Below are 24,266 nucleotides of genomic sequence, written 5' to 3'. Positions count from 1 at the left end.
CAACTGCGACGGCACAGTTTGAAGTCGATCGATGGAGTGATCTAGCTGCGTGCTTTGTTGGCGCAAGAGGTCTTCCGCCGATGTCTGGGAGCCGAGAGGATTGGGCCATGGGAAGTTCGCCGCCGCCGCTTGCGTATCGGTTGGTGCTGGGGCAGTCCTTGCGCACGTATCGCGAGCGCGTCGGGCTGGACGCCAACACCGTTGCCGACAAGCTCGGTTGGTATTCGAGGAAGGTCAACCTCGTGGAGACGGGCCAACGGAAGCTCGTCGCTACCGAGGTGGACCGCCTGCTTGAGCTCTACGAGCTTTCGGAGGCGGAACAGCAGTACGTTCAAGGTCTCGCTCGAGAGGCCCGGAAGCGGGACACGGCAACCCCACCGATCGCCGAGTGGGCGCAAACGTATGTCGCTGTGGAAGTCGCCGCGCAGGAGCTGAAGGTCTTCCACGAAGAGTTGCTTCCAGGCTTCGTGCAGACCAGGGAGTACGCGCGAGCCCTGTTGTCCCAGGGGATCTTGCAGCCGGAACGCGGTGTTGAGGATGCGGTGGAGCGTCGAATGACGCGGCAAGAACACCTCATCGGACTGGATGCGCCGCGCGTCACGCTCATCCTTGGCGAAGCTGCCGTTCGCCGTGAGGTTGGCGGCCGGAGAGTGCTGTTGGAACAGCTCAGGTTCTTGAAAACCTTCGCCGAGTTGCCGCATGTCTCGCTGCGCGTCTTGCCGTTCAGCTCAGGAGCGCACACGGCTCTCGGGAACTCGTTCTCGCTGCTGTACGTGGGCGATCCCGTTGTGACCTTCGCCTACGCCGAGACGTTCATCGATGGGCAGTGGTACGACCGCCAGCAGCACACCGAGAAGTACGCGATCGCGTTCGATCAAGCTCATAGAACATCGATTGCCGAGCGAGAAACGCTGACTTTCCTCGACCGGCTCATCGAAGAAGGAGGAGGAGAGTGACAGTGATGCTCGCGCCGGAACTCCAGGTCGCCGGGCCGTGGCGCAAGTCGTCCCGCAGTAACAACGGTGCCGCCAACTGCGTCGAGATCGCACCATTACTGAGCTCGGGAACTGGAGTGCGCGACTCCAAGGATCCCGCCGGCCCCGCTCTGGCGGTCAACCGGCCGCAGTGGTCGGTGTTCGTCAACGCGCTCAAGGCTGGTTACTTCGATCTCTGAAGTTCGATGAGGAGGGACGATGATCCGTGCGTCTGAACTCACCGTCACGTGGCAGAGGAGTACTCGTAGCCAGAACGGCGCCGACAACTGTGTCGAAATCGCACACTTGACTCCCATCTGGCGCAGGAGCAGCCGTAGCCAGAACGGGGCGAACAACTGCGTCGAGGTCGCGTGCTTATCCAGCGCCACCGCTGCCCGGGACTCGAAGGACCCTGACGGCCCGGCGTTGGTTTTCGGCGCCGCGGCTTTCGGTGGTTTCCTCGACGCCCTCAAGGCCGGGCGGCTCCGAGGCTGACCTCGTGAGCGTTGGTTCCGGTCCTTACCGGCTGAACGCTCACGAGGTTTGCGGGCCAGGCCGAGCCCTCGGCTCGTCCGTTCTGTCGGATCGCTACGCTTAAGGTGTCACCCCGCCGAGCCTGTTTGGGGAGCCGCTGTCATGTACCCCTCGCACCGTCCGCGCCGACTGCGTCGCAACCCCGCGCTGCGCCGACTGGTTTCCGAGACCTCCGTGGAGCCCCGCCACCTGGTGCTTCCGATGTTCGTTCGCGAGGGCGCGACCGAACCGGTGCCGATCGCGTCGATGCCCGGCGTCGTGCAGCACAGCCGTGACTCGCTGCGCAAGGCCGCGGTCGACGCCGTCAACGCCGGCGTCGGCGGGCTGATGCTCTTCGGCGTGCCGACCACGCACGACGCCGAGGGCTCCGGTGCGGTCGACCCGGACGGCATCCTCAACGTCGCGCTGCGCGACCTGCACTCCGAGCTCGGCGACGACACCGTGCTGATGGCCGACCTGTGCCTGGACGAGTTCACCGACCACGGGCACTGCGGCGTCCTGGACGAGGACGGCAACGTCGACAACGACCGCACGCTGCAGATCTACGGCGAGATGGCCGTGGTGCAGGCCCAGTCCGGGGCGCACGTGGTGGGCCCGAGCGGAATGATGGACGGCCAGGTCGGCGTGATCCGCGACTCGCTCGACGCGACCGGCTTCGGCGACACCTCGATCCTGGCCTACTCGGCGAAGTACGCCTCCGCCTTCTTCGGCCCGTTCCGCGAAGCGGTGGACTCGCAGCTCCAGGGCGACCGCAAGACCTACCAGCAGGACCCGGCCAACGGCCGCGAGGCGCTGCGCGAGGCCGACCTGGACCTCGCCGAGGGCGCCGACATGGTGATGGTCAAGCCCGCGATGTCCTACCTGGACGTGCTGCGCGACATCGCCGGCGTGGCCGACGTGCCGGTGGCCGCCTACCAGGTGTCCGGCGAGTACTCGATGATCGAGGCCGCGGTCGCCAACGGCTGGCTGGACCGGCAGCGCACCGTGCTGGAAACCCTGACCTCGATCCGGCGGGCCGGCGCCGACATCGTCCTGACCTACTGGGCGGTCGAAGCCGCGCGCTGGCTGCAGGACGCGCGGGCATGACGGACCTGGGGCAGCGTGTGGACGCGTTCGGCCGACCGGTGCCCGAGCCGGAGCCGCCGTCGGCGCCGCAGGCGCTGCAGACGGCGAAGTGGCTGTGGATCGGATCGGTGCTGCTCGGCGTCGTGCAGGCGTTCGTCCAGCTCCTCGACCGGCCCAAGCTGATCGCCGAGCTGCGGCACATCCAGCCGACCATGACCACGCAGGACCTGGAGGCCGCGGCCAACAGCGGGATCATGTTCACGTTCCTGCTCAAGGCGCTGATCCTGCTGGTGTACCTGATGTTGTCCCGGCGGATGCTGGAAGGCCGAAACTGGGCGCGCGTCGTGCTCACCGTCTTCGGTGGCTTCGGGGTCTTCAACGCGCTGATGACGGTGCTCACCGTCTCGCTGGTCGGCGGGGAGCTGATCCGCGAGCTCACCGGCGTGGGGATCACCGGTGCGGACGTCGCGTTCTCGCTGGTCGTGATGCTCGTCCAGATCGCCGCGATCGTGTTCATGTACCGCCCGGAAGCGAACCGGTTCTTCTACGCGGTGCGCAGCCGCCGCCTCGGTAACGCAACGGGGCGGCCGGGTAACGGTTGGTCATAATGCCTGGACGCCGGGCTCCGCGGTTCCTAACCTGGAGCAGGTGACACCGCCGCAGGAACCAGAGCGCGACCCGCAGGTGCCCGGCCACGAGCTGTCCGGGCCGTGGCGGCCGACCACGATCGACTATGCCTTCTGGTCGGGGATCGCCAGCGTGGTGGTGGGCTTCGCGATGCTGGCGGCGTCGTTCCTGCTGGTGTCCGACTCCGAACTGCAGGCGGTGCTGGAGGAGACCGCCGCGCAAGGCCAGCCGATCACGATGGACCAGGCGCGCAGCATCTACAACGCGGTGCTGGTGATGGTGGTCGTGATCGTGGTCGCCATCGCGGCGTTGTGGATCATGTTCCTGTTCTTCATGCGCCGTGGGCGGAACTGGGCCCGGATCGTCATCACGGTGATCGGCGCGGTGTGGATCCTGCTCACGATCCCGTCGGTGGCCGGCGGCGGCATCGCGGCCTCGCTGCTGTCCCTGCTGCAGCTGCTGGCCGTGGCGGCGACCATCGTCTTCGCGTACCTCGCGCCGTCGAACCAGTACTTCCAGCACGGCCGGCACCGCTGAGCGCGTTTTCGATACGTCGGGATGGTCCGCTGTATTAGTGTTTTCGGGTGACGTCGCCCCAGAACCCCTGGCAGCAGAACCCGAACCCGCAGCCCGCGGGCTATCCGCAGGCACCGATGGGTCATCCGCAGCAGGTGCCCGGCGGCAAGCCGCGCCTGCCCGGGACTGTGAACTTCGCGAGCATCCTCGGCCTGGTGGTGCCGCCGCTGTCCGCGGTGCTGAGCGTCATCAGCTTCGTGGTCCTGCTCGTCATGCTCAGCGACTACCTGGAGAGCGCCTGGTCGGTCCTGGCGGTCAACGCCTTCTTCACCGTCGCCGCGGTGGTGTGCGCCATCCTCTGGATCGTCTTCTCGCTGGTGATGCGCCGCGGGCGTGGTTGGGCGCGGATCGCGCTGGTGGTCCTGGCCGTGCTCTGGCTGCTCTACGACCTCTACTCGATCGTCTCGTTCTTCCTGGCGGTCGGCGGCGACTTCGGGGAGGCCATCAGCCAGCCAACCGTGATCATCGGCATGGTCCAGATGTTCCTCGTGATCGTGACGACGGTGCTGTTCCTCGTGCTGGTCTTCCTGAAGCCGTCGAACGACTACTTCAAGGCCGTGCAGGGCAGGTGAGTCCGGTGGGCGACGTGGACGGCCCCGCCCTGCTCGTGGGCGTGGTCGTCCGGCTCCCGGATGTCCCCGAAGTCGGCCCGCCCGGCTGATCGCCTGTATTACGGTCGGCGAGTGACGTCGCCGCAGAACCCTTGGCCGCCGCAGGGGCCCAATCCGCAGCAGTTCCAGCCGCAGCCGGGCTATCCGCAGCAGGCTCAATTCGGGTACCCCCAGCAGGCCCAGTTCGGGCACCCGCAGCAGCCGCCGCGCGGAGCGAAGCCGCCCGCGCCCGGCACCTTGAAGCTCGCGAGCATCCTCGGCCTCGTGGTGCCGCCGCTGTCCGCGATGCTGAGCGTCTTGACCTTGGTGGTCTTGCTCGTCGAGTTCGGCAAGTACGTGTGGAGCTCCTGGTCCTTCATGCTCTTCGAGGGCGGCTTCACCCTCGCCGCAGTGATGTGCGCCGCTCTCTGGATCGTGTTCTCGCTGCAGCTGCGCCGCGGGCGCGGCTGGGCGCGAATCGCGCTGGTGGTGCTCGCCGCGCTCTGGCTGCTCTACGACCTCTACTCGATCATCACTTTCACGTACAGCCTCACCGATTACGGGTTGCCGATGATCTCGGCCGTCGCGATCATCGGCATGTTCCAGATGTTCCTGGCGTTCGTCACGCCGGTGCTGTTCACGCTCCTGGTGTTCCTGAAGCCGTCGACCGACTACATCAAGCTGGTGGCGGGCAGGTGAGTTTGACCAACCAAGTGGACAGCGGGTCTGCCCTGTTCATACTGTTTGCCGCGTGACTCCACCGCAAAATCCTTGGCAACAAGGTGGGTACCCGCAGGGCGGTACTCCCTCCGGCGGTTTTCCGCAGCAATACCCGCAGGGCGGGTTTTCGCAGTACCCGCAGTCGAATCCGTTCGCGGCGCCGCCGGTGCCGGCCCAGGAGCTGGCGGCGTTCCAGCGGCCGATCACCGTCGAGATCGCGTTCTGGATCGCGGTCGTCGTGCCGCTGGTCGCCACGGTCCTCTCCGTGCTGAGCTACCTGATGCTGCAGGGCTTCGTGAACGACTCCATCGCCGGCACCACCGGTGACTCGGACATCGACCGGCAGCTCGCGTCCATCGCCAACGGCTTCCTGCTGTTCTTCTTCGTGGTCCTCACGATCATCTACCTGATCCTGACCGGGCTGTGGATCCTCTTCGGCTTCAAGATGCGGGCTGGGAAGAACTGGGCGCGGATCACGCTCACGGTCCTCGCCGGCATCTGGATGCTGGTCGGCGTCATCAGCCTGATCCAGGGCGGCAGCATGACGATGACCGGCGACCTGGACCAGCGTCAGCTGCCCGGCTCGTTCTTCGCGTTGTCCTACAGCCAGACCGGGCTCGGCCTGGTGGGGATGCTCGTGTTCACCGCGCTGGTCTACCTGAAGCCGTCGAACTGGTACTTCAAGGCGGCGGGCCGGTTCTGATGGATTCGCCGCGACCACTGCGCCTCGCCATCGTCCTGTGGTGGGTGGTGGCGCTCGTCCTGGCGTTGCAGTCGGCGCTGATGTGGATCGGACGCGGCGACCTGGCGGGGCGGTTGATCACGCAGGACCAGGCCACGCCTGCGGACGCGGCAGACCGCGCGCAGCAGCTGCTCTTGGTGAACACCGGAATCGCGGCGGTGCTGGTGGCGGCCTACCTGGTGCTGGGGGCGTTGATGTTCCGGCGGCGCGCGTGGGCTCGCGGCGTGCTGTCGGGATTCGCGGTCGTGCACCTGCTGATGCTGTTGGGCACCGGGGCGGTGTTCAGCGTGAACGTGATCGTGCTAATCCTCGGCGCGGCCGCCGCGGTGCTCATGTGGCGGCGCCCGAGCACGGACTGGCTGACGGGTGAGCATGACTGAACCGGTGCTGTACTCGGAGCGCGGCAGCAGCTGGTGGCCGGTGCTGTGGGGGCCGGCATTCGCGCTGCTCGGACTCGGTGTCGAAGCGTTGACGCCGGGCCCGGTGAACGCGCCGCTCTGGGGGCTGGCCGGCGGCGGGCTCGCGGTGGCCGCCGCGATCTGGGTGTACGGCCGTCGCCGGCTCGTCTCGGTGCGGCTGACGCCCGCGCAGCTGGTGCTGGGACGGGAAGAACTCGAGGTCGGCCGCATCGCGGCGGTCACCGACGTGGGCGCGCCGGTGGGGGCGCGGGTGCTCGGCGGGAGCTGGACGGTCCCGAAGGGAACCGGCGAGGTCCCGCTCCGGCTCCAACCCGACGAGGTGGTCCTGGCCTGGGCGAAGAACCCCGAAGCGCTGTCGTCGGCGCTCGCCCGGCTCGTGGAGGAGTGACCACGCGCGTCGCCGGTCCGGCCGGTTGGCCGCTGGTTTGCGGTGTGCACGATCGGTCATGAGACGCTTCTTCGCGTGACGACTCCGGAACCGTGGCCCGCCACTGGGCCGCGACTCAGCGACGACGACGTCGAGCACGCCGATGCGCCGACCGGCTCGGCCGGGCTGAACCAGCCATGGCGGGCCGCCGTGGCCGGGATCGAGCTGGTCGTGGCGGTGGGGCTGGCGCTCGCAGCCTGGTGGTCGTGGCGGCAGGGGACGGTGACGATCTACCTGCCGGGGCCGGAGGGCGCCGTCGACGTCGTCACCAGGTCGATCGGGAGCTGGCTGGCCGCCGCGGTCGGCGCCGCGACCCTGGCCGGGCTGCTGCTGCTCGACGCGATCCGCCAGCTGGCGCTGGCGTTGCGGGCCCGCCGCCGGGAGTCGAACGGGGTGTGACCGGTCACTTCGCCGCGCCTGTCAGACTGGTGACGTGACAGCTTCTGCGAACCCCGCATCGAACTCGAACGACGATCCGGCTCCGCGGTCGCGGCAGCTGTTCGAGCGCGCCCTCGCGGTGACCCCGGGAGGCGTCAACTCGCCGGTCCGGGCGTTCCACTCGGTCGGCGGCACGCCCCGCTTCATGGTCCGCGGCGAAGGCGCCTACCTGTGGGACGCCGACGGCAACCGGTACGTGGACCTGGTGTCCTCCTGGGGCCCGATGATCAACGGCCATGCGCATCCCGACGTGGTCCGGGCGGTGCAGGAAGCCGCTTCGCACGGCCTTTCCTTCGGCACCCCGGGCGCCGGTGAGATCGACCTCGCGCAGGAGATCATCGACCGCGTCGAGCCGGTCGAGCAGGTCCGGCTGGTCAACTCGGGCACCGAGGCGACGATGAGCGCCGTGCGGCTGGCCCGCGGGTTCACCGGCCGCCAGAAGATCGTCAAGTTCGCCGGCTGCTACCACGGCCACGTCGACGCGCTGCTGGCCAGCGCCGGCTCCGGGGTCGCCACGCTGGGGCTGCCGACCTCGCCGGGCGTCACCGGTGCGCAGGCGGCGGACACCATCGTGCTGCCCTACAACGACCTCGACGCCGTGCGGCAGGTCTTCGCCGAGCAGGGCGACGAGATCGCTTGCGTGATCACCGAGGCCGCGGCGGGCAACATGGGCGCGGTCGCGCCGCTGCCCGGTTTCAACGCCGGGCTGCGGGAGATCACCAACGCCGCCGGGGCGCTGCTGATCATGGACGAGGTCATGACCGGTTTCCGGGTCTCCGCGGCCGGCTGGTTCGGCGTCGACGGTGTCGCCGGTGATCTCTACACGTTCGGCAAGGTGATGTCCGGCGGGCTGCCCGCGGCCGCCTTCGGCGGTCGCGCCGAGATCATGGCCCGCCTCGCCCCGTCCGGGCCGGTCTACCAGGCGGGCACGCTGTCCGGGAACCCCGTCGCCGTCGCCGCGGGGCTGGCCAACCTGCGCGCCGCCAACGCCGAGGTCTACGCGGCGCTGGACCGCAACAGCAAGCGGCTCGGCGACCTGTTCGGCGCGGCGCTGACCGCCGAGGGTGTGCCGCACCAGGTCGCCTTCGCGGCGAACATGGTCAGCGTTTTCTTCAGCGAGACGCCGGTGCACAACTACGAACAGGCGCAGGCCCAGCAGGTCTGGCGGTTCCCGCCGTTCTTCCACGAACTGCTCAGGCGCGGCGTCTACGCGCCGCCGAGCGCGTTCGAATCCTGGTTCGTCAACGCGGCGATGGACGAAGCGGCATTCGAAGCGATCGCCGAAGCGCTGCCGCACGCGGCCCGCGCCGCAGCCGCGGCCACCGCCCCGGGGGCGGAGGCATGACCGGCGAGAAGACGGTGGTGCACTTCCTGCGCCACGGCGAGGTGCACAACCCCGAGGGCGTCCTCTACGGGCGGCTGCCGGGGTACCGGCTGTCGGACCGGGGAGAGCAGCAGGCGAAGGTCGTCGCGGAGTTCCTGGCCGGGCGCGACGTTGCCCACGTCGTCGCTTCGCCGTTGCAGCGCGCGCAGCAGACGGCCGTGCCGATCGGCGCGACGTTCCAGCTCGACGTGGCGACCGACGCCCGGCTCATCGAAGCCGACAACCGCTTCGAAGGCCTGAAGGTCTCGGTCGGCGACGGTGCGCTGCGGTCGCCGAAGCACTGGCCGAAGCTCTGGAACCCGCTGCGGCCGTCGTGGGGGGAGCCGTACCTCGAGATCGCGCACCGCATGCTGGGCGCAGCGCACCGGGCCAGGTCGGCGGCGGTCGGCCACGAGGCGGTGTGCGTTTCGCACCAGCTGCCGATCTGGACGCTGCGCCGGTTCCTCGAGGGCAAGCCGATGTGGCACGACCCGCGGCGGCGGCAGTGCTCGCTGGCGTCGCTGACCAGCCTGGTGTTCCGCGGCGAGGAACTGGTGCGGATCGCCTACGTCGAACCGGCCGGGGAGACCGATCCGAAGGTGACAGGGGCATGAAACGACTGGTGGTGCGGTTCGGGCTGGTCGCGGCGGCGTTAGCGCTGGTCGCAGGCTGCGCGACGCAGGGCGACGACGCGGTGTCGCAGGGCGGCGGCGGGGAGTTCACCTTCGTCTCGCCCGGCGGGCAGACCCGCATCTTCTACCCGCCGGAGCAGCGCGGCCGGGTCAGCGGGATGTCCGGTGACAGCCTCCTGGAACCGGGCAAGCAGCTCGGGCTGGACGACTTCAAGGACCAGGTCGTGGTCCTGAACATCTGGGGCTCGTGGTGCGGGCCGTGCCGGTCGGAGGCCGACGACCTGCAGGCGGTGCAGGACAAGACCGCCGCCCAGGGCGTCCAGGTGCTCGGCATCAACGTGCGGGACAGCCAGTCGGCCGCCGCGGACTTCCACCGCGACCGGGGCCTGACCTACCCGTCGATCTTCGATCCGGCGGGACGCACGCTGCTGGCGCTGCGGCAGTTCCCGCGCAGCACCGTGCCGGCCACGATCGTGCTCGACCGGCAGCACCGGGTCGCGGCGGTCTTCCTGACCGAGATGCTGGAGAGCGAACTGCTCCCCGAGGTGCAGAAGGTCGCCGCCGAACCGCGCTGAGCCGCGTCCCGCGCAGCGGTGCCGGTGGTGTGGGCGCCGTTTTCGCGCGAAAACGGCGGGCCGAGCCTGAAGCACGTGCCGGGGCCTGATGGTGATGCTCGCCTCACGGCGGTTCGGAAGGGGCTGGTGGTGGTCCTGAAAATGCGGGACTTTAGGCCCTGGCGAGCCCGTGTCGTGCCTGCGCAACGCGTTCACCAGGAAAGATGTGGGCCGGTTCACCGAGCCCGGTGGTAGATCGCCCTCTTGACTTTCCTACCCTCGAGGTGTGAACCCCACCGAGCTCGCCGCGACCGGACCGCTGCTGTTCGCGGCGGCGATCGCAGCGCTCGCCGGGGCGATCAGCTTCGCCTCGCCCTGCGTGGTGCCGCTGGTGCCCGGATACCTGGCCTACCTGGCCGGTGTCGTCGGTGCCGACGCCCCGCCGGTGAACGTCGCGGAAGCCGGGCAGAGCCGCCGCGGGCGTTGGCGGGTCGCCGGAGCGGCCCTGCTCTTCGTGGCCGGGTTTACCGTGGTGTTCGCGTCCGGGACGTTGTTGCTGCTCGGGCTGTCCGACGCGCTGCTGGCGAACGAATTGCTGCTGCAGCGGATCGGTGGCGTGGTCACGATCGCGATGGGCCTGGTGTTCGTCGGGTTGGTGCCCGTGCTCCAGCGCGACCTGCGCATCCACCGGGTGCCCAGGGCCGGGATCTGGGGTGCGCCGCTGCTGGGCGCCGTGTTCGGCCTGGGCTGGACCCCGTGCCTCGGGCCGACGCTGGCGGGCGTGACGTCCATCGCCATCGCCACCGACGCGACCACCGGCACCGCGGTCCGCGGGATCCTGCTGGTCGCCGCGTACTGCTTGGGGCTGGGGATGCCGTTCGTGCTGCTCGCGCTGGGTGCCCGGTGGGCCATCCGGAGCACCGGGTGGTTGCGCCGCCGGGCCCGGGCCATCCAGATCGCGGGCGGCGTGTTGCTGATCGTGGTGGGCCTCCTGCTCGTCACCGGTTTGTGGGGAGAGCTGATCGCAGTGCTGCGTGAGCCGATCGCCGGTTTCGAAACGCTGATCTGATGCCCGGATTCCTCAAGAGCACCCTGGCGTTCCTGCGCAACACGTGGCGCGGGCTGACCTCGATGCGCACCGCGCTGGTGCTGCTGTTCCTGCTCGCGCTCGCCTCGCTGCCCGGCGCGCTGATCCCGCAGCGCTCGCTCAACCAGTCCGAAGTGGACCGCTACTTCGGCGATTACCCGACGCTGGCGCCGATCCTGGACAAGCTCGGCGCGTTCGAGGTGTTCAGCTCCGTCTGGTTCGCCTCCATTTACGTGCTGCTGTTCATCTCGCTGATCGGCTGCCTGCTGCCGCGCTGCTGGGAGTACTACAAGCAGTGGCGCAGCAAGCCGGTCCGGACGCCACGCAACCTCGCCCGGATGCCGCACTACGAGAAGGCCACCCTCGACGCCTCGGTCGACGAGGTCATGACCTCCGCCCGCAAGCGGCTGCGCCGCTGGCGCATGGTCGAGCGCGAGGAGGCCGACGGCGGGCGGTCCATCAGCGCCGAGCGCGGCTTCCTGCGCGAGATCGGCAACCTCGTCTTCCACTTCGCCCTGGTGGGCATGCTCATCAGCGTCGCGGGCGGCAAGCTGTACGGCTACGAAGGCCAGGTCATCGTGGTGGCCAACGGCTCCGAGTTCTGCAACGCCGGCACCTACAACTACGACTCCTTCCGCGCCGGGCTCACCGTCGACGGCACCCAGCTCAACCCGTTCTGCGTGCGCGTCAACGACTTCGACGTGCAGTACCTCCCGACCGGGCAGGTCGAGAGCTTCCGCGTGGACATGCAGTACCAGGTCGATGACGACCTCGACACCAACACCTGGCAGCCGTACCTGCTGCAGGTCAACCACCCGCTGCGCATCGCGGGCGACCGCGTCTACCTGACCGGCAACGGATACGCCCCGCAGTTCACGGTGACGTTCCCCGACGGCCAGCAGCGCACCGGGATCATCCAGTGGCAGCCGGTTTCCGTGCAGACGATGCTGTCGCAGGGCGCCACCAAGTTCGACCCGCCGGGCGTGCAGGACGACGTGCAGCGACGCCAGAAGCAGCTCGCGATCACCGGGCTGTTCGCGCCCACCGCCGCCTTCGACGGCAAGGTGCTGAGCTCCGGCTTCCCGGACCTGCTGGACCCGACCGTCGCCGTGGACGTGCTGCGCGGCGACCTCGGCCTCGACTCCGGTCGCGGCCAGTCGATCTTCGGCGTCGACCAGTCCATGGTGGATCAGGGCAGGCTCGAGCGGGTCGCCCGCGAGAACCTGCGCCTCGGCGAGGACATCACCCTCGACGACGGCACCAAGGTCCGCTTCGACGCGGTCAAGCGCTGGGCCAACCTGCAGGTCTCGCACGACCCGTTCCAGCCGTGGGTGCTCGGCTTCGCCATCGCGATCATCTTCGGCATCGGCACCTCGCTGACCATCAAGCGCCGCCGCGTGTGGGTCCGCGTCGTGCCGAACCCGGAACCGGACGAACCCGGTTCCGCGCGTACCGTTGTCGAAGTCGGCGGACTCGCCCGCACCGACCAGGCCGGTTATGGCGAGGAGTTCACCAGGCTGGCCGCCGATCTCCTCGGCACGGGCGTCGACCACTCGCCGGAGTCACGCGCGGTCGCTGGGCCCGCGCGCGAAAGGAAGAGCTGATGCCGGTCAATCAGACGCTGTCGACCTACAGCGACATGGCGTACGCCACATCCGTGGTCGTCTACATCGCCGCGATGCTGCTGTACTTCGCGGAGTTCGCCTACGGCAGGACCGGGGCGGGCGCCCGCAAGAAGGAGCCGGCCCTGGTCAACGCCGGTGGCGGGGCCGCCGCGACGCCGACGATCGGGCACGTGGAGACCCCGGCGAAGCGCCCGTTGAGCGAGCGGCTCGGCGGCATGGCCGTCGCCATGACCGTGCTCGGCGCGTTGGTCCACGCGGCCTCCCTCCTGCTTCGCGGTTTCGCCACCGGCCGGGTGCCGTGGGGCAACATGTACGAGTTCGGCTCGGCGATCTGCCTGGCGGCGGTGGTCGCCTGGGTCATCGTGCTGTTCCGGCAGATGCGCGCGGAGCGGCGCGAAGCGACCCCGACGCAGCTGCGCGGGCTCGGCGGTTTCCTGATGCTGCCGGTCATCCTGCTGCTGTTCCTGTCCGGCACCGTGCTCTACGCCCAGGCCGCGCCGCTGCAGCCGTCGCTGCAGTCGTACTGGATCGTGATCCACGTCGCGGCGGCGATCGTCTCCAGCGGCGTGCTGCTCTTCGCCGGCGTGGCCAGCGTCCTCTACCTGCTGCGGTCCCGGTACGAGAACAACCCGCTGAAGCTGGCCAAGTTCGGCCCCCGGCTGCCGACCAGCCAGGCGCTGGACCGGATGGCCTACCGCGCCACGGTGATCATCTTCCCGGTCTGGACGTTCGCGATCGTCGCGGGCGCGATCTGGGCCGAGGCCGCCTGGGGTCGGTTCTGGGGCTGGGACCCGAAGGAGACCTGCTCGTTCATCGCGTGGGTCGTCTACGCCGCGTACCTGCACGCCCGGGCCACGGCCGGTTGGCGGGGCGTCCGGTCGGCGTGGATCAACATCCTGGGTCTGGCCGTCATGATCTTCAACCTGTTCTTCATCAACATCGTCGTCGCGGGGCTTCACTCGTACGCTGGACTGTGAGCCGGTGATCCGCCCCGACCGGGGCGAGGACGAAAACCGGCCGCTGCGACCGCAATTCCCGGAACACCGCCCGCCACCTGCACAAGCCAGGTTCGGCGGGCGGTGATCGTTTGCGGAGCCGACCGGCCACCCCCGGTGACTTGTGGGTATATCTGGGACTACCGTGCCTTGCGGAGACGGGGAGATCTCGATTCGGTCCGGCAGGGCGCGACTCGATTGTTGGAGGGACGGCAACGGTGACCGGACAGTACGAAGAGCCCGAAGCGCGGCGCGAGACGGGCACCGCCGCGACGCAGGCCGACGGTGCGATCGCCGAGCCGCAATCCACGGGCAGCGGGAACGGAGCGGCGCCGGAGGGGCAGTACGCCGACCCGGAGACCTCGCCGGGACAACCGCATCCCGCCGAACACCCGACGCCGTCGTACGTCGATCCGTCGCAGGCCGAGCAACCCCGCCAGTACTCGGTCGGGGACGCCCCGCAGCCGTACTACCCGGGCGGTGCGCCGGGCGGCGCCGCAGCGCAGCCGCAGTACGCCGACCCGAGCCAGTCCGGCCCGCAGCAGTTCCCGGCGGGCCCGCAGTACGGCGACCCGACGGTTTCCGGTCCGCACCACCAGCCGAACGCCTCGGGCCCGCACCAGGTGCCAGGAGGGCAGTCGGGTCCCTACCCGGTTTCCGGCGGACCTTCCGGACCCTTCCCGCCGGTTTCGGGTGGAGCGTCCGGCCCGTATCCGCCAGTGTCCGGTGGAGCATCCGGCCCGTATCCGCCAGTGTCCGGTGGACCGTCCGGGCCGTACCAGCAGGTGTCCGGTGGACCGTCCGGACCTTACCCGCAGCAGAACCAGCAAGGCGGGCCGCAACCGGGCCCGCAGCAGTCGTATTCGTCATACCCCCAGGCTGCCCAGCCCGCGGGCGGCGGGGATCAGCCGTTCGGCCAGGACCTCTCGTCCGCTCAGCTGCTCCGGCCGACCAAACGGTCACCCCAGTCGGGTTGGCGCAAGGCCGTCTACCTGGCCAGCGGCAAGACCGTGAACTTCGGCGAGGGCCCGGCCGACCGGCGGCGGCGCGAGCTGATCGCCCGGATCAACCAGCCGCTGCAGGGCTGCTACAAGATCGCGATGCTGAGCCTCAAGGGCGGCGTGGGCAAGACCACCACCACCGCCACGCTCGGCTCCACCTTCTCCTCGCTGCGTGGCGACCGGGTGATCGCCGTCGACGCGAACCCGGACCGCGGCACGCTGAGCCAGAAGATCCCGCTGGAGACCACCGCGACCGTGCGGCACCTGCTCCGGGACGCGCACCGGATCCGCAAGTACAGCGACGTCCGCTCGTACACCTCGCAGGGGCCGAGCCGGCTGGAAATCCTCGCCAGCGAACAGGATCCAGCCGTTTCCGAGGCGTTCAGCGAGGACGACTACCGGCGCACCGTCACGCTGCTGGAGCACTTCTACAACGTGGTGCTGACCGACTGCGGCACCGGCCTGATGCACTCCGCGATGAAGGGCGTGCTGGACATGGCCGACTCGCTGGTCATCGTGTCGTCCAGCTCGATCGACGGGGCGCGCAGCGCCTCGGCCACATTGGATTGGCTGGACGCGCACGGGTACGGCGATCTGGTTGCCCGGTCCGTCGCCGTGATCAACTCGGTTCGCCCGGGGTCCGGCAAGGTCGACGTGGACAAGCTGGCCGCACACTTCGGGTCGCGCTGCCGCGCGGTTTCGAAGATCCCGTTCGATCCGCACCTGGAAGAGGGTGCGGAGGTGGAGCTGGACCAGCTCGAGATGCCCACCCGGATGGCGCTGCTGGAGCTGGCCGCGATCGTGGCCGACGACTTCCCGCAGGCTTCCGGCCGCAACCGGGGCTGACGGCCGGTCGGGGTGGGCGCCGCCGCCCGCCCCGACGCCGTGCTCAGTCCTCTTCGCTGCGGCGCTGCTTGCGCTGCTGCTCGCTGATCCGGCGCAGGAAGTCGGGATCGTCGTCCGGTGCGATCGGCGCCTGCCGGGGGCGCCGTCGGGCCTCCCCGGTCGCCTGGGGGCCGAAGGCCTTCCACATCAGCACGGCGATGGTGAGCGCACCGATCGCTGCCAGAACGTAGATCATCGTGGCCACCTCCAACTGTTCCGCCTCGAGATTAGCCAATCCCGGGCGTGGTTGTCGTCGTCGCAGGTGGTGTCATCGCAGACGGATCCAGGTGGCGCCTCGCTGAGGGGCGAGGCGCCACCTGGATCGGCGGTCGCTGGGACCGCCGGCGATCTTCAGGTCCTCGGTGGCGGGGCGCTGGCCGACGGCCGAGGCGTCGGCTCGGCGCACCGATCGCCGCTCAGACCGACCGGTTGACGTCGTTGGTCAGCTCGGCCAGCAGGGTGCGGACCTCGGACTCCCGGAAGCGGCGGTGGCCGCCGGGGGTGCGGATGGAACCGATCCGGCCGGCGGTCGCCCACCGGGTCACGGTCTTGGGATCGACCCGGAAGAGCGCAGCGACCTCACCGGGGGTGAGGAGCTGCTCCTGACCGTTCTGGCGAGGCTGCTGGGTCGACGCGGTCACAGGTGACCTCCACGTTGCGAGTAGTGGGTTTTCGGGCATTCCGGTCGCATCCTGGCACCTCGATGGCCAGGTACTCGAACATTTGGGTTTAGGTAAAGGGAAGGTAAGGGACGAAAACGGCGCTTCGGGCGTCCGTGGCGGCTCGGCCGGAAGGTGCCCGGCCGGGCACGGCTCGTCTTGCTCTACCCTGGATGACGTGCAGGAACAGCAGAAAGCCCCAACCTCGGACCAGGGCGCGCAGCCGAACCTCACGCGCGACATCACGCTCTACACCCTTGCCAGGCTGGGACTGGTGGCCGCAGTCACTGCGCTGCTGGTCCTGGTGCACGTTCCGATGCTGGTCGCGCTCGCGGTGGCCGTCGTGGTGGCGATGCCGTTGTCGCTGCTCGTCTTCGGTGGCCTGCGTCGCAAGGTCGCCGCCGGGATGGCCGAACGCGGGGCGCGCCGCGCCGAACTGCGTGCCCAGCTGCGCGGCGAGCGAACCGCGGACGTGCAGTGATCGACAACTACGACATCGACCGCTCCTGCGCCCGAACCCGCGGCTGGACCAGCGAAGCCGTGCGGATCATCGAGGCCGACGCGAACCGCAGCGCGGACACCCACCTGCTGCGCTATCCGCTGCCCGCGGAGTGGGGCATCGATCTTTACCTCAAGGACGAGTCAACACATCCGACTGGTTCGCTCAAGCACCGGCTGGCCCGATCGCTGTTCCTGTACGCGATCTGCAACGGCTGGGTGACCGAGAACACACCGGTGATCGAGGCTTCGTCGGGATCCACGGCGGTGTCCGAGGCCTACTTCGCGCGCCTGCTCGGGCTGCCGTTCATCGCGGTGATGCCCAGGTCCACCAGCCGCGAGAAGGTGTCGCTCATCGAGTGGCACGGCGGCCGCTGCCACTTCGTGGACGAGCCAGGCGCGATCTACGACGAGTCCCGCCGGCTGGCCGCCGAGCTCGACGGCCACTTCATGGACCAGTTCACGCACGCCGAGCGGGCCACCGACTGGCGCGGCAACAACAACATCGCCGAATCGATCTTCGAGCAGCTCGCGCTCGAACCGCACGCCGAGCCGGCGTGGGTGGTGGTCGGTGCGGGCACCGGCGGCACCAGCGCGACGATCGGGCGCTACCTGCGCTTCCGCCGGCACAACACGAGGCTGGCCGTCGTGGATCCGGGGAACTCCGTGTTCTTCGACGCCTGGCGGGACGGCGACCCGAACCGCACCAGCGACTCCGGTTCGCTGATCGAAGGCATCGGGCGGCCGCGGGTGGAGCCCTCGTTCGTCGGCCAGGCGATCGACCGGATGATCAAGGTGCCGGACGCGGCGTCGATCGCCACGATCCGCTGGGTCGAGAAGGCGCTGGGGCGGCGCGTGGGCGGCTCCACCGGAACCAACCTGTGGGGCGTCTTCGTCCTGGTTTCGGAGCTGCTCCAGCAGGGTCGCAGCGGCAGCATCGTGACGCTGCTCTGCGACGGCGGCGAGCGCTACACGCACACCTACTACGACGACGCCTGGGTCGCCGAGCGCGGCCTGGACCTGGCCGCGCCGACCGCGGCGCTGGACCGCTTCCACGCCACCGGCGAGTTCCGGGCAGACTGAACGCGGGAGCCCGCGCAGGAAGGTTGGTGTGTCGGTGAGGCGTTGGGGTTGGCTGTCCGCGGTCGCGTTGCTCGGCGTGGTGGCCGGTTGCACGTCGGGAGAGCAGGCATCGCTGGCCTCCGCACCGCCGACGCCGACCACTTCGGCCGAGGAGTCCGCGACGGAATCCGCGAGCCCGTCGATCACCCGGAAAGTGCCGCCGGAACAGCAGAAACGGCTCGCCGATCTGCCTGCCGACCAACTCTGCGGCCTGGTCGAGCGGGAGGAGTTGAGCGCCCTGGCGTTTCCGGTGGAACGCGGGGAGTTCCGGGAGATCGGATTCGATCCGCCCGTGCGCGGCTGCACCTTCCAGGCCAGTTCGGGCGGCCGTTCCGTGCTGATCGGAGCCCAACCGGAGGGCTTCGCGACGCTCGGCCGCGAAGAGGTCCAGCTGGGTTCCGTTCGCGGTACCCGGACGATGCGCGCGAGCGACTGCACCGTGTTCGCCGGTGTGGCGGGCGCGACGCTGCAGGTCTCGGTGACGGCCGGCGAAGCGAGCACCGCTCAGTGCGAGAAGGCCGAACTCGTCGCGGAGTACGTGCTCACGGCCGTCGTGGTGTGACCGGCTCCCTGAGCCTCTAGCCGGTGCGGTTGAAGCAAACGGCCTGTCCACCTCGTCTATCGAGGCGAACAGGCCGTTCGTGCCACATCAGCCGGTGCGGGAACGAGTTCCCGAGCGACCATCCGCGTCAACCGATCGCGACGGCGACGCCTGTGAGGATCGCCCACGCCAGCATGGCGAAGCCCGTGTCGCGCAGCGCTGGGATCAGGGCGCGGCCCTGGGACCCGCCTGCCACGGCGCGCAACGGCACGATGAGCAGCGGCAAGGCGAGGAAACCGAGCAACGCCCAGGAGTTCCGCAGCCCGATCAGGACCGTGATCAGGAACGGGACGAGCGTCAGCGCGACGTAGAGCGTGCGGGTGTCGCGATCGCCGAGCAGCACCGCGAGGGTGCGCTTGCCGGTGACGCGGTCGGACGGGATGTCGCGGAGGTTGTTGGCCACCAGGACCGCGCTGGACAGCGATCCGATGCCCACCGCGGCGCCGATGCCGGAGCCCGAGATCGTGTCGGCCTGCACGTACATGGTGCCCAGCACCGCGACCAGGCCGAAGAAGACGAACACGGCGAGCTCGCCGAGACCCGCGTAGCCGTAAGGGCGTTTGCCGCCGGTGTAGTACCAGGCCCCGGCGATGCAGAGCGCGCCGACGGCCAGCAGCCACCAATGTCCACTTAGGATCACAACGCCGAGCCCGGCGACGGCCGCGAGCCCGAAGCAGGTCCAGGCCGCCGCGCGCACCGCGCTCGGCCTCGCCGAACCCGAACCGACCAGGCGGAACGGGCCGACCCGGTCGTCGTCGGTGCCGCGGATGCCGTCGGAGTAGTCGTTGGCGAAGTTGACCCCGATGATCAGCAGCATGGAGACGAGCAGCGCCAGGACCGCGGTCACGGGGTCGAACCCGTCGATCCCCGCCGCCGCGCCGGTGCCGGCGAGCACTGGTGCGATCGCATTCGGGAAGGTGCGGATGCGAGCGCCTTCGATCCATTGAGCGACAGTCGCCATGTGAGTCATCTTCGCGCACCCGCGAGGACCGTCGGCGAGAGCCTCCCCGGATTCAGGAAACGAGCAGTGCCGCCAACGCGCGCCGATCCGGCTTCCCAGGCCCGCGCAGCGGCAGCTCCGGGAGGAAGGCGATGCGCTTCGGCGAGGCTGCCGCGCCGAGCCGCTCGCGCACCGTGGCCCGGAGCGCGTCCTCGGCCGGCGGGGCGGCCGGATCCGCGGGCACGACTGCGGCGACCACCGCCTGCCCCCATTCCTGGTCGGGCACGCCGAGCACGCACGCCTCGCGGACTCCTGGCTGTTCCGTGAGGATCCGTTCGACCGGCAGCGGAGCCACGTTGACCCCGCCGCTGATGATCATGTCGTCGGCGCGGCCCAGGATTTCCAGCCGGTCGTCCTGCCACCGGCCCAGGTCGCCGGTGCGGAACCAGCCGTCGGCGAACGCCGGCGCATCGGGCTGATGCCGATATCCCCTGGCCAGCATCGGTCCGGCCAGCCGGATCGGGCCGGTCGCCTCGTCGACGTGGACGTTCGCGACGTCCAGCGGTCGTCCGTCGTAGACGCAGCCGCCAGAGGTCTCGCTCATCCCGTACGTCGTGGTGACCTGCACACCGGAGTCCTGGGCCCGGCGCAGCAAGGCCGGCGGTGTAGCGGCGCCGCCGAGCAGCACCGCGTCGAATTTGCGCAGCGTGGCAAGGCCATCCCCACCCGCGTCGAGCAGCCGGGACAACTGCGTTGGCACCAGGGCCGTGTAGTGCGGGCCATCTGCGGCGAGCACGTGCCGGGCAGCCGCCGCGAACCCGTCAGGGCGGAACCCGGCAGAGGTGTCGACGGCGTGCGGGCTGGTGCCCGCCAGCAGCGCCCGCACCAGGACCTGGATGCCGGCGACGTGGTGAGCGGGCATCGCCAGCAGCCAGTTGCCGGGGCCGCCGAGGCGGCGGTGGGTGGCTTCGGCGGAAGCGCGCAGCGCCGACGCCGGGAGCAGCACGCCCTTCGGGGTGCCGGTGGAGCCGGAGGTGGCTATGACCAGCGCCGTCGGATCGTCGGGGTGGTCCTCGGCGGCGGTCAGCGGCGTGCCGTCGGCGAGGGCGGCGACGAGTCGGCGGGACTCCGCCGCGTCTCCCGCGGCGACCGGGAGCAGCGCCGGTCCGGCACCGTGCAGTGCCCGCGTCAGCGCAGGTAGCACGGCCAACGCCCCGGATCCGGGTGGCACGGGAAGCGGCTGCAGGTCGCGGGCGTTCGGCATCTGCCCATTGTCGGGGAGCACCGGCCTCGGGGACCTTGCGGCTGCGGCGAGAACTTCGACACTCGATCACCTGTTCTAGCGATCAAGTGTTCGAATTCTCCGCCGATGAAATTGGTACGCGCTTGGGAGGAGTCGAAGAAATGATGGTTCTGATCGTGCTGGTGTGCCCGGCCGACCTGCTGGCGGACCTCTTCGGCCGGTGGCCTGCGGGAGATGGTGGACGAGACCGGTTCCGCGCCGGAGCAAGCGGTGCGGGTCCGCCCGGAACCGGTCCCGACGGCTCAGAAGTACCAGGGGAAGGCGGACCAGTCAGGGGTCCGCTTCTGCAGGAACGAGTCGCGCCCCTCGACGGCCTCGTCGGTCATGTAGGCGAGGCGGGTGGTCTCGCCGGCGAACAGCTGCTGGCCGACCAGTCCGTCGTCGATGGCGTTGAACGCGTACTTGAGCATGCGCTGCGCGGTCGGGGACTTGCCGTTGATCTCGCGGGACCACTGCAGCGCGGTGGCCTCCAGCTCGTCGTGCGGGACGACCGCGTTGACCATGCCCATCTGGTGCGCCTGCTCGGCTGTGTAGGGCCGCCCCAGGAAGAAGATCTCGCGGGCGAACTTCTGGCCGACCTGGCGGGCGAGGTAGGCGGAGCCGAAGCCGCCGTCGAAGCTGCCGACGTCGGCGTCGGTCTGCTTGAAGCGGGCGTGCTCGGCGCTGGCGAGCGTGAGATCGCACACGACGTGCAGGCTGTGCCCGCCGCCGGCGGCCCAGCCCGGCACGACCGCGATGACGATCTTCGGCATGAACCGGATCAGCCGCTGCACCTCGAGGATGTGCAGCCGCCCGGCGCGGGCCGGGTCGACTGTGTCGGAGGTCTCGCCGTCGGCGTACTGGTACCCGGAACGGCCGCGGATCCGCTGATCACCGCCGGAGCAGAAGGCCCAGCCGCCGTCCTTGGTGGACGGGCCGTTGCCGGTGATCAGCACGCAGCCGACGTCGCTGGTCATGCGCGCGTGGTCCAGGGCGCGGTACAGCTCGTCGACGGTGTGCGGGCGGAAGGCGTTCCGGACGTCCGGGCGGTCGAACGCGATGCGCACGGTGCCTTTCCCGGGGCCGTCCTCGACGCAGCGGTGATACGTGATGTCGGTGAAGTCGAAGCCCGCGACGGGCTCCCACAAAGCCGGATCGAACAGCTCAGAGACACGGGGATTCTGCACACCTGGGACAATAGGCGCAGCAGGCGTTCAGCGCGGGGGCCTCCCCGCAGCTGCCCGGCGCTTGCGCGAACGAGGGCGAGGGGGACCATGGCCCCCTCGGCCGGAGTTCGCAAGCGATGTTCAGAGGTGATCGGTTGAATCCGTCCACGGCCCAGGCTGAGGTCATCGTCGACGAGCTCGTCCGCAACGGGGTGCGGCAGGTGGTGCTCTCCCCGGGGTCCCGCAACGCACCTCTGTCTTACGCACTGTACCGAGCCGCGCACGCAGAGCGGTTACGACTGCACGTTCGCATCGACGAGCGCAGCGCGGGTTTTCTCGCGTTAGGACTGGCGTCGCGGACGCAGTCGCCGGTCGTGGTGGTCTGCACTTCCGGTACCGCGGCGACGAATCTGCATCCCGCGGTCAGTGAGGCATACCACTCGGGCGTCCCGCTGATCGTGCTGACCGCGGACCGCCCGCCGGAGCTGCGCGCGGCCGGTGCCAACCAGACCATCGATCAGCACCGGCTGTTCGGCGCCGAGGTCCGGATGTTCGACGAGCTCGCGGTCGCCGAGAGCCGACCGGGGCAGAACGCGTACTGGCGAAGCCAGATGTGCCGGGCCTGGCACGCCGCGGCCGGCAGCGGGCGAGGCGGCCCGGTGCACCTGAACATCCCGTTCCGGGAACCACTGGTGCCGGACGGGGACGAGCAGTGGTGCGAGTCGCTGGCCGGCCGCCCGGACGATGCACGGTGGACGGAGGTCTCCGAGCGAGGTCAGGCGCCGAGCGAACTGTCCCGGGTGCATGCTCGGCGCGGACTCGTGCTCGTCGCCGACTGGGGTGCGGAGAAAGCCGGCGAGTGGGGCGATCGGTACGGCTGGCCGGTGTTGGCGGAATCCGGTGGCGTGGGTGTCGGCGGCTCGGCGGCGATCAGCACCGGAATGTGGCTGCTGAACCTGCCCGAGTTCATGCAGGAGCACCGTCCCGAGCAGGTGCTGTGCGTCGGTCGCCCGACTGTTTTCCGGCAGGTCCAGCAATTGCTGGCGGATACCGGCGTGGAGGTGCTGCTCGCGCACGGTGGGGTGGACTGGGCTGCTCCGGCGCACAACTTGCGGGAGGTCGCGGAGACTTTCGGTGCCGCGCCGGGAGATACTGATCCCGACTGGCTTACCGCGTGGCAGCACGCCGACCAGAAGGCGTCCGAGGCACTGCACGCCGCACTCGATCTGGAGCGCTGGCCGAGCGGAGCCGCGGTGGCGCGCGAGGTCGTCGATGCGTTGCCGGAACAGGCCCTGTTGGTCCTGGGGTCGTCGAACCCGAGCCGCGATGTCGCGTTGGCCGCGCGGCAGCGGTCCGATGTGGTCGTGCACCGGAACCGGGGCGTGGCCGGCATCGACGGCACGGTGTCGACCGCGATCGGCGCCGCGGTCGCGCACGGTCAACCCGCCTACGCACTCCTGGGGGACCTGACTTTCCTGCACGACAGCAACGGATTGATGCTGGGGCCGTACGAACAGCGGCCGGACTTGACGATCGTCGTGCTCAACGACGACGGCGGCGGCATCTTCGCCTTGCTGGAACAGGGAAGCCCCGAGCACCGGGAGGCCTTCGAGCGGGTCTTCGCCACGCCGCACGGAACCGACATCGGCAACCTCTGCGCGGCGCACGGTGTCGACCACGTGCTGGTGCGCGAGCGATCCGAGCTCACCGCTGCCCTGCAGTGGCGGCCGGGCCTGCGCGTCGTTGAGGTGCGGGCGGATCGCACCGCGCTGCGTTCGGTGCACCAGCGCTTGCTGGCCGCAGTTCGCACGGCACTGCTCGGCTGACGGCTGGGCTGGCCGGCCAGCCTGCTCGATATCGTGCTCGGGTGGCTGGTGGCGATCTCCTGGAGCTTTGGCAACGACGCTGGCCGCAGTGCCCTCCGCTGGCCCACGAGTTGAAGCACGCCTATCGGGATCGGTGGGTCCGGTTCCACAGCTTGCCGGGGTCGAAGCGGTATCCCGACACCGCCGACGAGTACCGGACCTTGCTCGACCGGTACAACACGATCCTGGACGAGTTGTTCATCGGCCAAGAGGTCTACCTCATCACCTGTGACTGGTCGGATAGTCCTGAGCCGGGTGCACGGCCCGACGAGCAGGCGCGGTTGCAGCCCGATGCCCGCCGTTGGACCTCGGTGTGCAACAACCCGGACGAGACCGATCCCGACTTCGTCTCCTACACCCACCTGTTCGTCAGCCGGACCGTGTGGCGGCGCGGCGCGGGCGATGACCTGCTTCGTTCCGTTGCCGACGACGTCAGCGGAGGGGTCATGATCGCCGATTCGTCCCTGGAGCGGATTCACCACCCCTACGACGGCGGCTCGGACGTCCTGCTTCCCACCGTCGCCGAACGCGACGCGCTCCGGCATCGCTATGCGCGCTGGCTTTCCAGCCATCCGGAGGGTTTCTGAGCTCGTCGCCGCCCCAAGACGGAAGATTCCCGGGCACCTGGCACGGCCGTTCCGGCTGCGCACCGGTGTTCTCACCGCTCGGGATTCGATTTGCCCTGCAGTCGGGGCGATCGGCGTCACACGTTCGTCGGGCGAGGCAGGGGCGACCGGTGTCGCTCGAAAGGTGGGTATTTATCCGCAGATCGGAGCGGTCGGTCGGCCGTCGCCGGTGCTCCCGCCGCGTTCGTTCGCGGATTTTCGCTGCACTGTGGGAAAAACCTGTGATCCGAAAACATGCCTGGTCGATGGGAGC

General features: G+C 69.6%; 29 protein-coding genes. 24 read left to right on the top strand and 5 right to left on the bottom strand.

What is annotated here, in order from left to right; genetic code table 11:
- The first annotated feature begins 107 nt into the window (after positions 1–107).
- From E1288_RS33495 to E1288_RS33405, 19 genes are all read left to right on the top strand, one after another.
- Positions 108–956 (top strand): helix-turn-helix domain-containing protein, encoded by an 849-nt coding sequence (locus tag E1288_RS33495; RefSeq protein WP_132492418.1) that lies wholly within the window; start codon positions 108–110, stop codon positions 954–956.
- A gap of 5 nt (positions 957–961) precedes the next feature.
- Positions 962–1,174, top strand: coding sequence for a DUF397 domain-containing protein (locus E1288_RS33490; protein ID WP_132492464.1), 213 nt, complete (start codon positions 962–964; stop codon positions 1,172–1,174).
- A gap of 19 nt (positions 1,175–1,193) precedes the next feature.
- The gene (locus E1288_RS33485; protein WP_132492416.1) at positions 1,194–1,469 is read left to right on the top strand and encodes a DUF397 domain-containing protein; all 276 of its coding nucleotides are present in this window, start codon (positions 1,194–1,196) and stop codon (positions 1,467–1,469) included.
- A 141-nt stretch (positions 1,470–1,610) separates the two neighbouring features.
- Positions 1,611–2,594 (top strand): porphobilinogen synthase, encoded by a 984-nt coding sequence (hemB, locus tag E1288_RS33480; protein WP_132492414.1) that lies wholly within the window; start codon positions 1,611–1,613, stop codon positions 2,592–2,594.
- Entirely contained in the window at positions 2,591–3,181 is a 591-nt protein-coding gene (locus tag E1288_RS33475) for a hypothetical protein (protein WP_132492412.1), read from the top strand. Before hemB ends, E1288_RS33475 begins: the two co-directional genes overlap by 4 nt.
- A gap of 40 nt (positions 3,182–3,221) precedes the next feature.
- Complete coding sequence (locus tag E1288_RS33470) at positions 3,222–3,737, top strand: hypothetical protein (RefSeq protein WP_235883981.1); 516 nt, start codon at positions 3,222–3,224, stop codon at positions 3,735–3,737.
- A gap of 47 nt (positions 3,738–3,784) precedes the next feature.
- Positions 3,785–4,348, top strand: a complete 564-nt coding sequence (locus E1288_RS33465; RefSeq protein ID WP_132492408.1) for a hypothetical protein — start codon at positions 3,785–3,787, stop codon at positions 4,346–4,348.
- A gap of 111 nt (positions 4,349–4,459) precedes the next feature.
- Complete coding sequence (locus E1288_RS33460) at positions 4,460–5,065, top strand: hypothetical protein (RefSeq protein WP_132492406.1); 606 nt, start codon at positions 4,460–4,462, stop codon at positions 5,063–5,065.
- Between the two features lie 52 nt (positions 5,066–5,117).
- The gene (locus E1288_RS33455; RefSeq protein WP_235883980.1) at positions 5,118–5,789 is read left to right on the top strand and encodes a proline-rich domain-containing protein; all 672 of its coding nucleotides are present in this window, start codon (positions 5,118–5,120) and stop codon (positions 5,787–5,789) included.
- Complete coding sequence (locus E1288_RS33450; protein WP_132492404.1) at positions 5,789–6,208, top strand: hypothetical protein; 420 nt, start codon at positions 5,789–5,791, stop codon at positions 6,206–6,208. The genes E1288_RS33455 and E1288_RS33450 overlap by 1 nt, the downstream gene beginning before the upstream one ends.
- Positions 6,201–6,635, top strand: a complete 435-nt coding sequence (locus tag E1288_RS33445) for a hypothetical protein (protein WP_132492402.1) — start codon at positions 6,201–6,203, stop codon at positions 6,633–6,635. Before E1288_RS33450 ends, E1288_RS33445 begins: the two co-directional genes overlap by 8 nt.
- 75 nt (positions 6,636–6,710) lie before the next feature.
- The gene (locus E1288_RS33440; RefSeq protein ID WP_132492400.1) at positions 6,711–7,073 is read left to right on the top strand and encodes a hypothetical protein; all 363 of its coding nucleotides are present in this window, start codon (positions 6,711–6,713) and stop codon (positions 7,071–7,073) included.
- A 34-nt stretch (positions 7,074–7,107) separates the two neighbouring features.
- On the top strand, positions 7,108–8,457 hold the full coding sequence (gene hemL / locus E1288_RS33435; protein WP_132492398.1) for a glutamate-1-semialdehyde 2,1-aminomutase: 1,350 nt from the start codon (positions 7,108–7,110) through the stop codon (positions 8,455–8,457).
- On the top strand, positions 8,454–9,089 hold the full coding sequence (locus tag E1288_RS33430; protein ID WP_132492396.1) for a histidine phosphatase family protein: 636 nt from the start codon (positions 8,454–8,456) through the stop codon (positions 9,087–9,089). The genes hemL and E1288_RS33430 overlap by 4 nt, the downstream gene beginning before the upstream one ends.
- The gene (locus E1288_RS33425; protein ID WP_207954698.1) at positions 9,086–9,682 is read left to right on the top strand and encodes a TlpA family protein disulfide reductase; all 597 of its coding nucleotides are present in this window, start codon (positions 9,086–9,088) and stop codon (positions 9,680–9,682) included. Before E1288_RS33430 ends, E1288_RS33425 begins: the two co-directional genes overlap by 4 nt.
- Before the next feature lie 265 nt (positions 9,683–9,947).
- Positions 9,948–10,730 (top strand): cytochrome c biogenesis CcdA family protein, encoded by a 783-nt coding sequence (locus tag E1288_RS33420; protein ID WP_132492394.1) that lies wholly within the window; start codon positions 9,948–9,950, stop codon positions 10,728–10,730.
- Positions 10,730–12,352: a cytochrome c biogenesis protein ResB gene (resB, locus tag E1288_RS33415; protein ID WP_132492392.1), complete on the top strand. Its 1,623-nt coding sequence runs from the start codon at positions 10,730–10,732 to the stop codon at positions 12,350–12,352. Before E1288_RS33420 ends, resB begins: the two co-directional genes overlap by 1 nt.
- Positions 12,352–13,350 carry a c-type cytochrome biogenesis protein CcsB gene (ccsB, locus tag E1288_RS33410; RefSeq protein ID WP_132492390.1) on the top strand — a complete coding sequence of 333 codons (999 nt, stop codon included), beginning with the start codon at positions 12,352–12,354 and terminating at the stop codon, positions 13,348–13,350. The genes resB and ccsB overlap by 1 nt, the downstream gene beginning before the upstream one ends.
- Positions 13,351–13,586: 236 nt before the next feature.
- A complete protein-coding gene (locus E1288_RS33405) occupies positions 13,587–15,215 on the top strand; it encodes a MinD/ParA family ATP-binding protein (protein ID WP_132492388.1) in 1,629 nt (542 codons plus the stop codon).
- 43 nt (positions 15,216–15,258) lie between these two features.
- Here E1288_RS33405 and E1288_RS33400 read toward each other — a convergent pair whose 3' ends face one another.
- The gene (locus E1288_RS33400) at positions 15,259–15,450 is read right to left on the bottom strand and encodes a hypothetical protein (protein WP_132492386.1); all 192 of its coding nucleotides are present in this window, start codon (positions 15,448–15,450) and stop codon (positions 15,259–15,261) included.
- A 220-nt stretch (positions 15,451–15,670) separates the two neighbouring features.
- Entirely contained in the window at positions 15,671–15,895 is a 225-nt protein-coding gene (locus E1288_RS33395; protein WP_132492384.1) for a BldC family transcriptional regulator, read from the bottom strand.
- A gap of 196 nt (positions 15,896–16,091) precedes the next feature.
- Between E1288_RS33395 and E1288_RS33390 the strand changes: the two genes are divergently transcribed.
- From E1288_RS33390 to E1288_RS33380, 3 genes are read left to right on the top strand one after another with little or no spacing between them, the layout of a single operon-like run.
- Positions 16,092–16,394, top strand: a complete 303-nt coding sequence (locus E1288_RS33390; protein WP_235883979.1) for a DUF4229 domain-containing protein — start codon at positions 16,092–16,094, stop codon at positions 16,392–16,394.
- Positions 16,391–17,494, top strand: a complete 1,104-nt coding sequence (gene cds1, locus E1288_RS33385) for an L-cysteine desulfhydrase Cds1 (RefSeq protein WP_207954697.1) — start codon at positions 16,391–16,393, stop codon at positions 17,492–17,494. Before E1288_RS33390 ends, cds1 begins: the two co-directional genes overlap by 4 nt.
- A gap of 34 nt (positions 17,495–17,528) precedes the next feature.
- A complete protein-coding gene (locus E1288_RS33380) occupies positions 17,529–18,095 on the top strand; it encodes a DUF3558 family protein (RefSeq protein ID WP_235883978.1) in 567 nt (188 codons plus the stop codon).
- 127 nt (positions 18,096–18,222) lie between these two features.
- On the opposite strand, the gene E1288_RS33375 is transcribed toward E1288_RS33380, so the two are convergent.
- The 3 genes from E1288_RS33375 to E1288_RS33365 form a co-directional block, all read right to left on the bottom strand.
- Entirely contained in the window at positions 18,223–19,095 is an 873-nt protein-coding gene (locus E1288_RS33375; RefSeq protein ID WP_132492380.1) for a 1,4-dihydroxy-2-naphthoate polyprenyltransferase, read from the bottom strand.
- Positions 19,096–19,147: 52 nt separating this feature from the next.
- The gene (menE, locus tag E1288_RS33370; protein ID WP_132492378.1) at positions 19,148–20,338 is read right to left on the bottom strand and encodes an o-succinylbenzoate--CoA ligase; all 1,191 of its coding nucleotides are present in this window, start codon (positions 20,336–20,338) and stop codon (positions 19,148–19,150) included.
- Between the two features lie 281 nt (positions 20,339–20,619).
- A complete protein-coding gene (locus E1288_RS33365; protein ID WP_132492376.1) occupies positions 20,620–21,543 on the bottom strand; it encodes a 1,4-dihydroxy-2-naphthoyl-CoA synthase in 924 nt (307 codons plus the stop codon).
- Between the two features lie 134 nt (positions 21,544–21,677).
- Here E1288_RS33365 and menD point away from each other — a divergent pair, with 134 nt between their 5' ends.
- Positions 21,678–23,348: a 2-succinyl-5-enolpyruvyl-6-hydroxy-3-cyclohexene-1-carboxylic-acid synthase gene (gene menD, locus E1288_RS33360; protein ID WP_132492374.1), complete on the top strand. Its 1,671-nt coding sequence runs from the start codon at positions 21,678–21,680 to the stop codon at positions 23,346–23,348.
- Positions 23,349–23,389: 41 nt separating this feature from the next.
- Positions 23,390–23,974, top strand: coding sequence for a DUF3885 domain-containing protein (locus E1288_RS33355; protein ID WP_132492372.1), 585 nt, complete (start codon positions 23,390–23,392; stop codon positions 23,972–23,974).
- The last annotated feature ends 292 nt before the right edge of the window (positions 23,975–24,266 follow it).

Source organism: Saccharopolyspora elongata, assembly GCF_004348985.1.
Classification (GTDB): domain Bacteria; phylum Actinomycetota; class Actinomycetes; order Mycobacteriales; family Pseudonocardiaceae; genus Saccharopolyspora; species Saccharopolyspora elongata.
This window is presented reverse-complemented; position numbering and strand designations above follow the sequence as displayed.

Bases quoted from the DNA above. Each gene is read 5' to 3' on its own strand.
- E1288_RS33495 (WP_132492418.1), top strand. From the start codon at position 108: ATGGGAAGTTCGCCGCCGCCGCTTGCGTATCGGTTGGTGCTGGGGCAG.
- E1288_RS33490 (WP_132492464.1), top strand. From the start codon at position 962: ATGCTCGCGCCGGAACTCCAGGTCGCCGGGCCGTGGCGCAAGTCGTCC.
- E1288_RS33485 (WP_132492416.1), top strand. From the start codon at position 1,194: ATGATCCGTGCGTCTGAACTCACCGTCACGTGGCAGAGGAGTACTCGT.
- hemB (WP_132492414.1), top strand. From the start codon at position 1,611: ATGTACCCCTCGCACCGTCCGCGCCGACTGCGTCGCAACCCCGCGCTG.
- E1288_RS33475 (WP_132492412.1), top strand. From the start codon at position 2,591: ATGACGGACCTGGGGCAGCGTGTGGACGCGTTCGGCCGACCGGTGCCC.
- E1288_RS33450 (WP_132492404.1), top strand. From the start codon at position 5,789: ATGGATTCGCCGCGACCACTGCGCCTCGCCATCGTCCTGTGGTGGGTG.
- E1288_RS33445 (WP_132492402.1), top strand. From the start codon at position 6,201: ATGACTGAACCGGTGCTGTACTCGGAGCGCGGCAGCAGCTGGTGGCCG.
- E1288_RS33430 (WP_132492396.1), top strand. From the start codon at position 8,454: ATGACCGGCGAGAAGACGGTGGTGCACTTCCTGCGCCACGGCGAGGTG.
- E1288_RS33425 (WP_207954698.1), top strand. From the start codon at position 9,086: ATGAAACGACTGGTGGTGCGGTTCGGGCTGGTCGCGGCGGCGTTAGCG.
- resB (WP_132492392.1), top strand. From the start codon at position 10,730: ATGCCCGGATTCCTCAAGAGCACCCTGGCGTTCCTGCGCAACACGTGG.
- ccsB (WP_132492390.1), top strand. From the start codon at position 12,352: ATGCCGGTCAATCAGACGCTGTCGACCTACAGCGACATGGCGTACGCC.
- E1288_RS33400 (WP_132492386.1), bottom strand. From the start codon at position 15,450: ATGATCTACGTTCTGGCAGCGATCGGTGCGCTCACCATCGCCGTGCTG.
- E1288_RS33375 (WP_132492380.1), bottom strand. From the start codon at position 19,095: ATGGCGACTGTCGCTCAATGGATCGAAGGCGCTCGCATCCGCACCTTC.
- menE (WP_132492378.1), bottom strand. From the start codon at position 20,338: ATGCCGAACGCCCGCGACCTGCAGCCGCTTCCCGTGCCACCCGGATCC.